Genomic DNA, 14,511 nt, shown 5'->3' on the forward strand with positions numbered 1-14,511 from the left:
TTCCCAAAATGTGGTTATAAAGGGTGCAGTAGTGTATAATGCACTTAAATTGTTTCTGTAAATGGATAACGTAGTATGGGGGATTGCATTTTGAAAGAGGTCAAAAATCGATTAACTCCCGAAGTTAAGTATCAAAAACGAATAGCCTTTTATGGTCAAAGGCTGGAAATAATAACTCAACACGTCAATCGCCTCAGCAATTTTCGCCTTTTTACCTTTTTAGCCGGAGTGGTTTTAGCTCTAATCTTGTACCTCAATCAAAAACCGTTCTGGGCAAAGGGCATTGTTTTTATTACCTTAGCATGCTTCATAGCCTTGGTCATTTGGCATCAATCCTGGAAAAGGAAACAAAGGTATCTTCAAGTACTCCGCGAAAATTATGATCAAGCTTTAAAACGTATAACGGGGGAATGGAAATCGTTTACTGACCAAGGGCAAGACTTTGAAGATCCTGAGCACCCTTATGCCGATGATTTGGATATCTTTGGGACCAGCTCGCTGTATCAATGGATTTCAACAGCCAAGACTTACAGAGGCAGGGAAAAACTTAAGCTGGCTTTGACAGAGCTTCCGGAAAGCTGCGCGGCAATTCGCCAAAAGCAGGCTGCTATCCTGGAACTGGCTGGAACGATGGCTTGGAGACAGAGGTTTACGGCTGAAGCAATGTTGGCGAAGCGTCCGTTGACTTCACCTGGAACAATTATTAATTGGGCTAAAACCTATGATTCGACCTATCTTCGCCGGGAGATTCTCCTGGCAGCTCGGGCCCTCCCCTTAATAACCCTGACGTTTTTAATGTTATATTTCTGGAAGCAGACGGTATCCTTTTGGTACCCATTAATAGGGCTTATGTTTCAAGCAGGTATTCTTCTGCTGGGTAAGCAACGGGGAAAATCTCTGAATGCGGTTTATACCTTTAAAGAGGGCATTCGGATTTATGAGAAAATGTTAGAACGGTTTGAGAAGAGGTCCTTTAAGGCGGATTATCTGCAAAACCTGAAGAAGAGCTTACTTGATCGGGATGGACGGGCAGCTTTTGAACAGATCAGAGAACTTTCGCGTTTAGCTGATTTGATCGCCAATCGCGGAAATGCTATGTTCTTAGTCGTTAATGTTCTTACCCTCTGGGATCTGCAGTGTATGATTTCCTTGGAAGCATGGAAGGAAAAGTCAGGCCGTTCTTTTGAGGTATGGGTGGACACAATTGGAGAATTGGAAGCCCTCTGCAGCCTGGCTATAGCTGCCGCTGACCATCCGGAGTGGTGTTTGCCGGTATTAACTTCCGAAAAAACAGGCGTCAGGGCCTTAAAGATAGGTCACCCGCTTTTGGAGAATCCTGTCTGCAATGATTTGAGCATTAGCAATGAATCCGGGATTTTACTCATAACCGGCTCAAATATGTCGGGAAAAAGCACGTTGCTTAGAACGATAGGTATTAACTTGGTTATGGCTTATGCCGGAGTTCCCGTCTGTGCTCAGGAATTTGGCTGTTCTCTTTTTAGGCTGTTCAGTTGTATGCGAGTCCGTGACAATTTAGGGGAGAATGTCTCTTCTTTTTATGCGGAGTTGTTAAGAATAAAACAAATTGTTGAGGCCTCAAAACAGGATGCAGAAGTTTTCTTCCTCTTAGATGAGATCTTTAAAGGTACAAACTCTGAAGACCGTCACGCCGGGGCTAAAATCCTGATTCGGCAGCTAAGCAAAGCCGGGGCTATGGGGTTGGTATCTACTCATGATTTGGAATTGGGTGATTTAGAGCGTGAAAACCACCGAAAAATCCGCAATTATCATTTCCGGGAGTATTATAAAGATAATCAAATCCTTTTTGACTATAAGCTTCGGCCCGGAGTTTCAACGACCCGCAATGCCATGTATTTAATCAAAATGGCGGGAATTGATGGGGATGAATAAATCATAAATGAAATCCAGATGACATTTTTTATGTCATCTGGATTTCATTTATTTTAGCGAAAATATAGTAAAATTGTTCGACAATATCTGCGTTTATTTACATTAAAAATGCTTCTCCATCGCTAAACAACTCGAAACGATTATCTTTGAATTACAGGAGGAGGTTTATAAGTGGACATCATGAGCGAAAAAAGTGTTCAAAATGAGAAAAGAAAAGTAAGATTTCAACCTTCGATGTCAATCAAAACACGTGTAACTCTTTTAATAGGTGTCGTTATTGTTTTTGTTGTGGTCGTATTATCCGCGGCGAGTCTTTGGAACGCAGAGAAGATGCTTAATACGAGTGAGCTGCAAACAGAGAAACTGGCGGAACAGGGAATCCAGGAAGAATTCAGCAATCGCCTGGACCGCGCTAAATCCTCAGTGTTGTCACTGACTATGAACCCGGACGTAGCTAAGGCCTTGGCCGAGCGAGACAGGACTGCCCTCGCACAGTTGGTTCAGCCTGTTTTTCAAGAGGTGAAGAAGGAGGGTTTTAGTCAGCTTCAATTTCATCTTGCTCCGGCCATTTCCTTCTATCGAGCGCATTCTCCTAATAAATTCGGTGATGACCTTTCGAAAATTCGGCCGACAGTTGTGGCCGCCAATACAGATCATAAGCTTGTCGAAGGCCTGGAAGAAGGTGTTGAAGGCTACGGCTTTCGGGTAGTAGTTCCTGTAAAGTACCAGGATCAATGGGTGGGCAGTGCGGAATATGGCATGGATTTTGGCGATGATTTTTTAAAAACCCTGCAGACGAAGAACCCCGGAGAGTATTTCATTTACCTGCTTGATCCCTCGGCATCGTTAGTCAAAAGTGTGAAAACAAATGGAGGATTGCTGGCGGGTATTGGTAAAGACAATTACCCAGTCCCTGAGGATCGAGTCAAACAACTTGTTAATGGGCAATCTCAATTTGTGGTGAGTGAGGATGGACAGTCTAATATCCTGCTCATTCCGTTTAAGGATTATCAAGGTCAGGTGAAAGGATACATTAAAGCTGTTCTCTCGCGGGGAGCGGTGCTTCAACAATTAAAGGCTTTAATCCAGTGGGCTGTCTTCATCGGATTGCTGGTTCTTATCTTAGGCTTGGTTTCAGGTTACATATTTTCACGAAGTTTCACACGTCCGCTGATTGAATTAGCTCAAAATGCGGAAACCTTAGCGACCGGTGATTTAAGAACTGTTATTAAAGACGACTGGTTCGGAGAGTTAGGGACTCTGGCTCAGGCTATGAAAAAAATGGTTGGAAACACGAAGGATACGTGTCTTTCAATCAATAAAGCCTTAAGCCGTGTTGAAGAGTCGACTAAAGAAATTTCAGCGGCAACAGATCAAACATCTTCCGGAGTGGAACAAGTGGCCGAGAGTATCAATCAGGTTGCTGTTGGAGCTCAAAAGATTGCCCAAAGTACAAGCGAAATAGGAGAACAAAGTTTAGGAATTAATCAAAGTGTCGGATCATTGGCCGAACATATGGAGCGTATCTCACGCAGTAATGGTGTTGTAACAGAGCGTACACAGCGGGGAGAGGTAATGATGAAGGACTTAGCTGCAAAGATGAGTGTTTCAGCCTCTAAAGTGGAAGAAATTCAAACTGTAAGTCATAGTCTCAAAGATCAGACAGGGCAAATTCGCGGAATTACACAAATTATCTCCGGAATTTCTGATCAAACCAATCTCCTTGCTCTCAACGCTGCGATTGAGGCCGCTCGTGCCGGGGAAGCCGGGCGGGGATTCGCCGTTGTGGCTGAGGAGGTCCGAAAACTGGCAGAAGGATCACGGCAAAGTGCTGCCCAGATTGCAGAATTAATCGATCAAGTGACTGGAAACGTTGAGGTTTCAGCCCTCTCAACAGAAGAAGCATTCTCCCTGATCCAGGAACAAGTCGGTATTGGTAATCAGGCCTTACAACAGTTCATGGATATCTTTCAGGGGATGCGAGATGTTTCCGGCTTATTAGAGATCATGTCACAAGAGGTTCAGCAGGTTGTTCGAATGGGTGAAACAATAACACGCTCGATACAAGTGATTAGTGACATGTCTCAAGAAGATGCCGGAGCAGCAGAGGAAATTGCAGCTTCAACTGAAGAAATGAGTGCAACGGTTACTTCAATTCGTGATAGTGTTGAACAGTTGATTCGATTGATGGAAGACCTGAAAACTCAAAGCATGAGATTTGTTTATTAACGGTAATCCTATACGGCCATTTGAAGTTGGAATATCAATAAGGTATAATTGAGACTTAGGAAATTCGTAACTCTCACTGGGATTTTTGAGGAGGAAGACTATGCAAGCCGTTACCGTCAAACAAATTTTTCGAGAGACAGAAACGTTTCTCAATCAAAAGCTAGAGATCTCCGGATGGGTTCGAACAATTCGCACCTCCAAGGCATTCGGGTTCATTGAAATTAATGATGGTAGTTTTTTTGAAAATATTCAAGTTGTCTTTGACGAGAGCTTAGACAACTTTTTGGAAATTGGTAAGCAAACGATTAGTTCAGCGCTTCGTGTCCAGGGGACACTCGTTCCATCGCCGGGAGCAAAACAGCCTTTTGAATTAAAAGCCGAACATGTAGAGATTCTGGCTCTTGCGGGAGGGGATTATCCCTTACAAAAGAAGCGTCATTCTTTCGAATACTTGCGGACAATTGCTCACTTGCGTCCTAGAACAAATACTTTTGCTGCAGTTTTTCGAGTTCGTTCTGTGGTAGCTTATGCAATTCATAAGTTCTTTCAGGAGAAGGGCTTTGTTTATGTGCATACCCCTATCATTACGGGGAGCGATGCCGAAGGTGCCGGAGAAATGTTCAAGGTCACGGTTTTAGATCCGGCGAACCCTCCAAGGAATGACGCGGGAACTGTTAACTATGGTGAGGACTTTTTTGGGAAGGAAACGAGCTTAACAGTCAGCGGCCAGCTCAATGTGGAGACCTATTGTATGGCTTTTCGCAACGTCTATACTTTTGGCCCTACGTTTCGTGCTGAAAACTCTAATACGGCCAGACATGCCGCAGAGTTCTGGATGATTGAACCGGAGATTGCCTTTGCGGAACTCGCTGATAATATGAAACTGGCTGAAGAGATGATGAAATATATTATCCGCTATGCCTTAGATAATGCTCCTGAGGAAATGGCCTTTTTTAACAAATTTGTGGACAAAACACTCTTTGAACGTTTGGAAAATATCTTGAACTCCGATTTCGGCCATATTACCTATACTGAAGCTGTCAAACTCCTGGAAAAGGTAAATACTGAGTTTGAATATCCGGTGCACTGGGGAATAGACCTGCAAACAGAGCACGAACGTTACCTGACAGAAAAGATCTTCAAAAAACCTGTTTTTGTCTCTGATTATCCTAAGGACATTAAAGCGTTCTACATGCGTCTCAATGATGATAATAAGACTGTTGCGGCTATGGATCTCCTTGTTCCTGGAGTTGGAGAGATTATTGGCGGAAGCCAGCGGGAAGAGCGCCTCGAGGTTTTGGAAAACAGAATGAAAGAGTTTGGTTTAAAGGAAGAGGATTATTACTGGTACCTTGATCTGCGCAGGTATGGCGGTGTCAAACATGCGGGTTATGGTCTGGGTTTTGAACGGGTTATTATGTATTTATCGGGAATGTCAAATATTCGCGATGTCATTTCGTTCCCAAGAACTGCCAACATGTGTGAGTTTTAAGCCTTTTCGACGCTGCTAAATAGAGCAGCCGGCTAGGGTGAAGGAGGTTTCCTTCACCCTTTTATGATGATTGACACCCATATTTTAGCATGTTAAACTTAAAAAAATTCGCAATATAGCAGACAATTATAAGCAGGAATAGGTGTTTTGGGTGAGTCAAGAAGAAACAGTCATCGATAAAAATTCAGTTATCCCCATATACTACCAGCTTTTTAAGCTGCTTGAGGGACAGATTCGCCGAGGAGATTTAAAACCGGGAGAGTCATTACCGACAGAAAACGATATCGCTATGCGCTACGAAATAAGTCGAATGACAGTACGGAGGGCAATTTCTGAGCTGGTGGCAGCGGGCATGGTTTATGCTCAGCAGGGAAAAGGTACGTTTGTAGCGACTCCCAAACTGGATAATATCGTTTTTGAATTAAATGATTTTAGTCAAGAAGTGAAAAAAAGAGGCCTTAATTATAAAACAACTCTCTTGGAAGCTAAAATTGTCAGGGCAGACGAAACCCTTAAGGCAAGGTTTGAGATTCAGGGGGATGATAAAAGGTTTTTGTTTTTTCGGACGGTCCTTGCTGCTGAAAATGAACGGCTGTCTTATGAGGTAAAATACACAATCTATAGTAAAAGTAAACCGATCCTTGAATCAGAACTGAAAGACCCCAGTTTGCCGGGCCTAATAGCAGCGCATACGGAATATGTACCGATGAGTTCGAAGAAGGTTTTACAGGTTGCGTCTTGTACCCAAGAAGAAGCCTTAATTCTTGGAATCCCTCCTCAGGCCCCGGTTTTTCTGATTGAGCAGACAATTTATAATTCAGACCTTAAACCAGTGGGGTGGAGTAAAGCTGTTTACAGAGGAGATCGCTATAAACTAACCAGCTATGATGGCTGGTACAAAAAAGACTAGCTAATTGGGGGTCCATAAGGTGGAAGACGAACTACAAATAGCGATGGCAAATCTTGATGAAGAAAAGACGTTAAGGTTGGTAAACGAAAGAATTCAGGCCGGCTGCAGCGCTGTTGATATCATTGAGAGCTGCCGGCAGGGTGTGGAAATAGTCGGGGAAAAGTACAGTGACAGCGATTACTTTTTATCGGATCTTATCATGTCCGAAGAGATTCTTAAAGAAGTTATGAGAATTTTGGAACCGCATATCCCCGCCAAGGGCTCCAATAAGGGATTGCAACCGATCGTCATGGGTACCATTGAAGGCGATATTCATGATTTGGGTAAGAATATAATTATTTATCTTTTGCGTTCTTCCGGTTATGAAGTGACCGACTTGGGTGTTGATGTGACGCCCGAGAGATTTGTTCAGGCAGTGAGCGAAACAAAGGCCGCTATCTTAGGAATCAGTGTTTTGCTATCCTTTTGCGTAGGATCGATCAAAAAAGTTGTGGATCTGCTCATTGATGCAGGACTCAGAGATCAAGTGAAAGTTGTGGTCGGTGGATATCCGGTTAATCAGCAGGTCAAAGAATACACGGGGGCAGATTTTTACGCTAACGATGTAACAGAAGCCTTAAAGATCTACCGTAATGTTTTAGGAGTCGAAAAGGGTTCGGCCTCGCAATCATGAGACCGACCCCTTTTCTGTGTAATTCTTCCAAACGCTTAGTTGACCCTGTGAATGAGTTGTGATAATATTTCAACAAACTAACTGTTCTATACATTCCGAACAAAAATGATTACTCTGAAAATTGCCGAAAGGGTTAACTATAGGAGTATGTTATGAAACCATTAATATCCCTACTACAATGGTGCCAATACCGTTTTGTATGTAGGGTTAATCTATTTTGAACTAAATTTTGTATCTTCAACGGCAAAGCAGTCTTAAGGTCAATCGAGCGATTGGTGTTCAGCCGCTATTTCTTAAAGTATTTTAGGGCTTCTGATATGGACTCGGCTGTTTTTAAGAGGAAGGGGGATAAGAGACGATGAACGATAAGGGAACCCTTTATCAACAACGCTTAGATCGTTACATTACTGCTATGGATTGCGGACAACCGGATATGGTTCCCGTTGCCTTCGGTGTCGGGGAGTGGGTTGTCAAATATAAAGGAACGACCTTCGAGGAAATTTATTATGATCTTGATAAAAGTAACTCAATCGTCTCGGAAATGCTGCCGGGCTTAGATTTTGACATTTTTAAGGGCGGGCCATGTTTGTGGTGGCCGCCGATGTTTGATGCTATGGGTTCGAAATTGTATAAATTCCCTGGTATCGGTGTCGATGAAAACTCAACCTTTCAATACAATGAAGAAGAATATATGAAGGCCGATGATTATGATGAATTTACCGCCAGCCCGACGGAATGGCTGGTTAATCATTTTTTGCCTAACATAAGTACTGAACTAGCCAATCCGGGATCATATCGCTCAACGATCGCTCTCATCAAAGGGGCAGCCGCTTTTGCGATGTCCGGAAGCATAACGGCAGCTGCTTACGAAAAATGGACCAAAGAACAGGGAATCGTTGGGCAGGGAACCGGATTTACGAAAGCCCCTTTCGATACTCTGGGGGATGCTCTGAGAGGTATGAAAGGAATTCTTTTGGACCTGCACCGCCGTCCGGAGAAGGTATTAGCCGCTTGTGAGGCCATAATTCCCCATAACGTTAATTGTGGTTTGGCCGGTGCCGGAGCAGATACCCGGTTCCCCTGCTTTGCCCCTTTGCATCGCGGCGCATATCCTTTCCTTAATCCCCATCAATGGAAAACATTCTACTGGCCTTCCTTGAAGGCGACGATTGAAGGTTTGTGGGCCAAAGGCAAACGGATGTTATTTTATGCCGAAGGTGATTGGACTCCGTATCTAGAGAAAATTGCTGAATTACCTGAGCGAAGTATTATCTTTCAAATTGATACGACAGATGCCAAGAAAGCCAAAGAAATTTTGGGCGGCAGGTTCTGTCTGCAGGGTGGAGTCCCTACGACCCTGTTAACCTATGGAACTCCGGAAAAGGTTCGGGAGCAGGTAAAAAGATCTATGGACGAATTAGGCTGTGACGGTGGGTTTATTTTAGATTCCGGCGGGATCATCATGGGAGATGCTAAACAGGAAAATCTCATCGCCATGATCGAAGCTGCCCGGGAATTCGGCGTTTATTAGAAGATAGGAGGAAAATCCATGATAAGGACAAAACACTTATTAACCCCAAGCCGGGCGTTTGTGTGCCTTGGGAATTAAAACTTGAAGAACTTGGAGATTTTCCTGGAAATGAGGAAATTGTAAAAAAAGAATGGGAGAAATTAGATGATTTTGCCTACAATTTTATTTGGTTTTGGGTCCAACGTTAATCTAGATAAAAATAGTTCCTGAAGGAGTGACAGAGATGCTTGACATCAAGTTTTCGAACAAAGTTGTCCAAGTTGAGGCTGGAACAACCATTTTACAAGCAATTGGCTTAGCCGGGAGACAAGTTGAGAGCAACTGCGGAGGTAAAGGAACCTGCGGGAAATGTAAAGTTCAAGTCAAGACCGATACCCCTTATTCTCCCACGTTGGCTGAAAAGAAGTTTTTAACTGTTTCAGAATTGGAGGCCGGCTGGGTCCTGGCCTGCCAACATACTCTTACACAGAACGCAGTGCTTCATCTTGAAGAACAGAAAGACGTTTATCAGCGGAAGACGGATTTTGCCGAGCTGCAGCAAATTGCTTTGGGTCCCAGTATAACGAAGCATCCCCTTAAACTTTCGCGGCCGACGGTTGAGGATCAAATGTCCGATTGGGATCGCTTGGTTTCTTCTTTACCAGGAACGAAATCCATCTGTTTTAGCCGTTTCGCTGCGGCAACCTTGGCAAAAGTATTGCGCGATAGTGGCTTTCAGATTACCGCAGTGATGGATGGCAACAGACTGATAGCTGTAGAACCCCATGATACCTCAAGCCTAGGCTATGGTATCGCTGTTGACATCGGCACCACGACGGTAGTCGTCTACCTTTTGGATATAATTCAGGGTGTTGTCGTGGACAGCGCTGCCATGACAAATCCGCAGCAGATTTACGGAGCCGATGTTATCTCGCGTATAACCTACGCGGCGGGTGGTACTGAGAAATTGCAAGAAGTTCAAAGGAAAGTGATGGACGGACTTAATAAAATCATTGCTAAGCTGTGTCAGGAAAACAAAATTCCCCCAGAAGAAATCTATCAGGCTGTGGTTGTTGGCAACACAACAATGGCCCATCTGTTTTTAGGTATTGATCCCACCTATTTAGCTCCCGCCCCTTTTATCCCAGTTTTTCAGCAAATGGTTGATGTTGAAGCTCAAGAGCTAGGTCTTGATATCCTTGCTGCCGGGCGAGTCGTAGTCTTGCCGAATGTGGCTGGTTATGTGGGATCGGATACTGTGGGAGTTATGTTAGCGGCAGGAGCTGATCGTTTAGAGGGGGTCAGCCTCATTGTTGATATTGGAACAAGCGGCGAGATGGTCCTCAGCGGTAAGGGCAGGATTCTGACCTGTTCAACGGCAGCCGGGCCGGCCTTCGAAGGAGCGGAAATCCGCTATGGAATGCGGGCTGCAGAAGGTGCGATCGAAGGTGTAAACATAACTGCGGATGTGGAATTAAAGATTATCGGGGAAGGAAAAGCTCGGGGTATCTGCGGATCCGGTCTGATTGATGCCATCGCCGAAATGTTTAAGGCCGGGGTTATTACTTCTTCGGGACGTTATGCCAGTGAACCGGAAGAACTGGAACAATTGCCTCCGCGGGTACGCGAGAGATTGCGAAAAGGTGAACGGACGAACGAGTTTGTACTTGCTTGGGGATGCGATACGGCCAGCGGTGAGGATATTGTTCTTTCCCAAAAGGATATTCGAGCACTGCAATTGGCTAAAGGGGCAATCAGCGCGGGGATCACGCTTCTTGTCAGAGAAATGGGAATTACTCCTTTAGAGATTGACCGGGTGCTCCTGGCAGGGGCTTTTGGCAATTATATCAAGAAAGAAAGTGCTCTGGGAATCGGGTTATTGCCGCCATTGCCCTTGGAAAAAATTCATGCTATTGGCAATGCTGCCGGCGATGGAGCCAAAATGGCCTTGCTTTCCCTTGAGGAGCGAATACGGGCTGAGACAATGGCTAAACAGGCAGAGCATATTGAGCTTTCCAATAAGAAGGAATTCCAGGACGAATTTTTGAAAGGTCTCGCTTTTGAGGGGATTTTTTGATCGCAGCTTCAAAAGCTTGGTTCTTCTACATGCGGGGGTGGTTCCCATACCTTGCTTCAGCTGGAGTGGAGTCCATCCTTCAGTCCGATCTATCTCGAGAGAATCGAAAAAACTAGTAAGGTTAATGGAACAAAGTATGTCTCCATTAACCTTATTTATGTTACTTTGAGGGAATTTGCATGTAAGAATAGAGGGGATGAGCAATATATGGCTAAAAGACAGGAATATTCCAGTCAATTTTTCCAGCAAGGGACAATATGCTGCAAAATACTGGAATAAACGGTCCGCGATGAGGGTTTCATTATAACAATCATTACTGCTTGATATAGAAAAAAATTATAATGAGTCCTCTTAAGGAAACTGCCCTTTTGAAATCAAGCAACAGTCAGGAGAACAGTATGTTATAATATGTACAAGAAGTGAGGTGGAGTGGTTAATGTATCGGTTAGACGATTTGAATTCAGTACAAAGAGAAGCTGCTGAGCATCAGGAAGGGCCGCTTCTTATTCTGGCCGGTGCAGGATCAGGGAAGACTCGGGTGCTTACTTACCGAATTGCTCACTTAATTGCCCGGGGCATTGAACCGGGTGATATCTTAGCGATTACGTTTACGAATAAAGCAGCTAAAGAGATGCGGGATCGAGTGACTGCCCTCGTGGGCAGTGAGGGTCGGGGACTTTGGGTCAGCACCTTCCACTCAGCTTGTGTACGCATTCTGCGGCGGGATATTGAGCATATGCCCGGCTATACCCGGAATTTTGTCATCTATGATGCGGGGGATCAATTGGCCTTGATCAAAGGATGCTTGAAGGAAAAGAATCTGGATGAAAAGAAATTTTCTCCGCGCAGTGTCGCTGCAGTGATCAGCGATGCCAAAAATAAACTCCTCGACCCTGAAGGATTTGCCAGCCAGGCCAGTGATTATTTCCAGAGTAAAGTCGTTGATCTGTACCGGGATTATCAGAAAAAACTGCGGACGAATAATGCCCTTGATTTTGATGATATTATTATGCTTACCGTTAAGCTGTTCCGAGAAAATGAGAGGGTTTTGGACTATTATCAGGAGAAATTCCGCTATATTATGGTTGATGAATATCAGGATACGAATCATGCCCAATATGTGCTGGTAAAGCTGCTGGCCAGTCGCTATCGCAATCTCTGTGTGGTAGGGGATGATGACCAGTCCGTTTACCGATGGCGCGGGGCTGATATTCAAAATATCCTTGATTTTGAGCGGGATTATCCCGAAGCTAAAGTCATTAAGCTCGAACAGAATTATCGGTCTACTCAAAAAATTCTTGATGCTGCTAATGCTGTTGTCAGGAATAATGAAGGACGTAAGGAAAAATCTCTCTGGACAGAGAATTCGGAAGGGCAGCCTATCGTTTGTTATGTCAGCAATGATGAACGGGATGAAGCAAGATATGTGGTGGAACGGATTCAGCGTTTGCATGAACTGGAAGGTCGTCCCTACAGTGATTTTACAATTCTTTACCGTACGAATGCTCAATCTCGGATCTTGGAAGAACAGCTGATGAAAGCGGCTTTGCCCTACCGGATTTTTTCAGGCTTGAAATTTTATCAGCGCTTAGAGATTAAAGATATGCTGGCCTATTTGAGGGTTATCTATAACCCTTCAGACCAAGTCAGCTTTGCCCGGGTACTCAATGTTCCCAAAAGGGGCTTGGGAGAAAGTACCTTGGAGAAAATTTTGGAATATGCCACTGAGCAAGGGATGCCCATTCTTGATGCAATTCTGGAAGCAGATTATATTCCCGAATTAACGGCTCGGGCCAAGAAACCCTTACTGGCTTTTGCCCATTTAATGCAAGGGTTAGTTGAGTTTTCTAAAAATGCCACGGTGACTGACTTAGTTAAGGAAATTTTGAACAAGACTGGCTACCAAAGCATTCTTGAAGCAGATAATTCACCGGAGGCCGAAGCTCGTTTGGAAAACTTGTTGGAGCTTCTGTCCGTTACGACGGAGTTTGATGCCTTGGCTGCTCAAGCTGAGGCCGACGGAGAAGCAGAGCAGAGCCTCGGCGGAGTCAGCGGCTTTTTAGAACAAGTGTCTTTGGTTGCGGATATTGATGAGCTGGATCCAACGGAAGAATCCATTGCCCTAATGACGATGCACAGTGCCAAAGGTCTGGAATATCCTGTCGTTTTCGTCGTCGGTATGGAAGAGGGAATTTTTCCCAGCGGCCGGTCCTTTCTTGATCCCTCTGAATTGGAGGAAGAGAGGAGACTCTGTTATGTAGCTATCACACGGGCACGTGAAAAACTTTACTTGTGTAATTCAGAGATGCGTATGCTTTATGGCAAAACCCAATATAATCCACCTTCGCGGTTTTTAGAGGAGATTCCGTCAGAACTAATGACGGATATCGATCCACTCGATCCGCCTAAACTGCGTTCAAATACTTCACCCAAAGCATTTCAGAGACAGGAGGGCAAGCCGGATCGGAGAACCCCTTTGGGGTCTGGCACCTGGGAGAAGGATTTTGGCAGCCCGGTCGTCATTAAAGGAGGTGAGGCTCATCACGTAGGAGAAAAGGTTGAGCATGCAAAATTCGGACGAGGAATTATTGTCTCAATCAAGGGTGAAGGAAATCAAGCAGAATTGACAATTGTATTTGACGGTGGAATTGGAATTAGAAAACTCCTGGCGGAATATGCCAAACTAACGAAGCTCTAAATGCATTTGAAATTTTAATGAGAAAGGTTTAGGTGTTATAATGGATAAGATTTATATTGTTGGTCATAAAAACCCAGATACAGATTCAGTTTGCTCCGCAATTGCTTTAGCTCGTTTAAATGAACTTACCGGCGCTGAAAATTGTGTTCCTGCTACAGCAGGCAAAATCAATAAAGAGACTGAGTTTGTTCTCAACTATTATGGAGTTGCAGTTCCTGAAGTTTTAGGGTCTGTTGAAGCTAAACAAAAACTTATCCTTGTAGACCACAATGAATATGGTCAAGCTGTTGCAGGTGCAGATCAAGCTCAGCTTGTACAAATCGTTGACCACCACAAAGTTGGCGGATTCCAAACCGCTGAGCCTCTTTATGTACGGATCGAACCAGTTGGCTCTACCTGCTCCATTGTTGCTCAAGCCTACAAGGAAAAAGGTTTAGTGCCTGAAAAAGCTATCGCTGGTATCTTACTGTCTGCAATTCTTTCCGATACAGTTATTTTCAAATCCCCAACCTGCACTGAGTCGGATAAAGTTATTGCTGCTGAACTGGCAGCTATTGCCGGCGTTGATCCCAAAACCTTTGGTGTTGAAATGTTCAAAGCCGGTTCCAATATCGCTGAGCGTACCCCGCAAAGCATGATTGAAGAAGACTTCAAAGCCTTCACCATGGGATCCAACAAGATTGGTGTCGGTCAAGTCAGCTTAATGGGCATGGATGGATTTGAAGACGTACGGGCAAACTTAAATAAAGGACTTGAAGACTATCGTGTTGCTCAAGGCCTGCGTTATATCTGCTTAATGGTTACCGATATTTTAAGTGACTATACCGAATTGATCGTTAAAGGGGATAAGCCGGAAGAAGTTGCTAAAGCTTTCGGCAAAGAACTCGTAAATGGCAGCGTTGAGCTTCCAGGTGTTCTGTCCCGTAAAAAACAAGTTGTTCCGCCAATGACAACTTATTTTTCAGCGAACTAGTGAACTCGTTCAGCTAAAGCTGAACTTCGGGGCTTCAG

10 protein-coding genes are annotated in these 14,511 nt (G+C 44.3%); all 10 read left to right on the forward strand.

All coding sequences use genetic code 11. The features are described 5' to 3' along the window. Window positions 1-90 precede the first annotated feature (90 nt). Window positions 91-1,911: a MutS family DNA mismatch repair protein gene (locus tag DEAC_RS11085; RefSeq protein ID WP_242847131.1), complete on the forward strand. Its 1,821-nt coding sequence runs from the start codon at window positions 91-93 to the stop codon at window positions 1,909-1,911. Between the two features lie 180 nt (window positions 1,912-2,091). Next, the gene (locus DEAC_RS11090; RefSeq protein WP_047810308.1) at window positions 2,092-4,140 is read left to right on the forward strand and encodes a methyl-accepting chemotaxis protein; all 2,049 of its coding nucleotides are present in this window, start codon (window positions 2,092-2,094) and stop codon (window positions 4,138-4,140) included. 100 nt (window positions 4,141-4,240) lie between these two features. Then, window positions 4,241-5,632, forward strand: a complete 1,392-nt coding sequence (gene asnS / locus DEAC_RS11095; protein WP_047810139.1) for an asparagine--tRNA ligase — start codon at window positions 4,241-4,243, stop codon at window positions 5,630-5,632. A 142-nt stretch (window positions 5,633-5,774) separates the two neighbouring features. Then, window positions 5,775-6,542, forward strand: coding sequence for a GntR family transcriptional regulator (locus DEAC_RS11100; RefSeq protein ID WP_427846263.1), 768 nt, complete (start codon window positions 5,775-5,777; stop codon window positions 6,540-6,542). Between the two features lie 19 nt (window positions 6,543-6,561). Then, window positions 6,562-7,215, forward strand: a complete 654-nt coding sequence (locus tag DEAC_RS11105) for a cobalamin B12-binding domain-containing protein (RefSeq protein WP_047810140.1) — start codon at window positions 6,562-6,564, stop codon at window positions 7,213-7,215. A gap of 358 nt (window positions 7,216-7,573) precedes the next feature. Further along, window positions 7,574-8,746, forward strand: a complete 1,173-nt coding sequence (locus DEAC_RS11110) for a uroporphyrinogen decarboxylase family protein (protein WP_047810141.1) — start codon at window positions 7,574-7,576, stop codon at window positions 8,744-8,746. A gap of 62 nt (window positions 8,747-8,808) precedes the next feature. After that, entirely contained in the window at window positions 8,809-8,934 is a 126-nt protein-coding gene (locus DEAC_RS24540; protein WP_282434447.1) for a hypothetical protein, read from the forward strand. Window positions 8,935-8,969: 35 nt separating this feature from the next. After that, window positions 8,970-10,802 carry an ASKHA domain-containing protein gene (locus DEAC_RS11115; protein ID WP_047810142.1) on the forward strand — a complete coding sequence of 611 codons (1,833 nt, stop codon included), beginning with the start codon at window positions 8,970-8,972 and terminating at the stop codon, window positions 10,800-10,802. 436 nt (window positions 10,803-11,238) lie between these two features. Continuing rightward, window positions 11,239-13,500 carry a DNA helicase PcrA gene (gene pcrA / locus DEAC_RS11125; RefSeq protein WP_047810144.1) on the forward strand — a complete coding sequence of 754 codons (2,262 nt, stop codon included), beginning with the start codon at window positions 11,239-11,241 and terminating at the stop codon, window positions 13,498-13,500. 40 nt (window positions 13,501-13,540) lie between these two features. Continuing rightward, window positions 13,541-14,473: a putative manganese-dependent inorganic diphosphatase gene (locus tag DEAC_RS11130; protein ID WP_242847132.1), complete on the forward strand. Its 933-nt coding sequence runs from the start codon at window positions 13,541-13,543 to the stop codon at window positions 14,471-14,473. Window positions 14,474-14,511 lie beyond the last annotated feature (38 nt).

Origin of the sequence: Desulfosporosinus acididurans (assembly GCF_001029285.1) — a bacterium.
GTDB classification, from domain to species: domain Bacteria; phylum Bacillota; class Desulfitobacteriia; order Desulfitobacteriales; family Desulfitobacteriaceae; genus Desulfosporosinus; species Desulfosporosinus acididurans.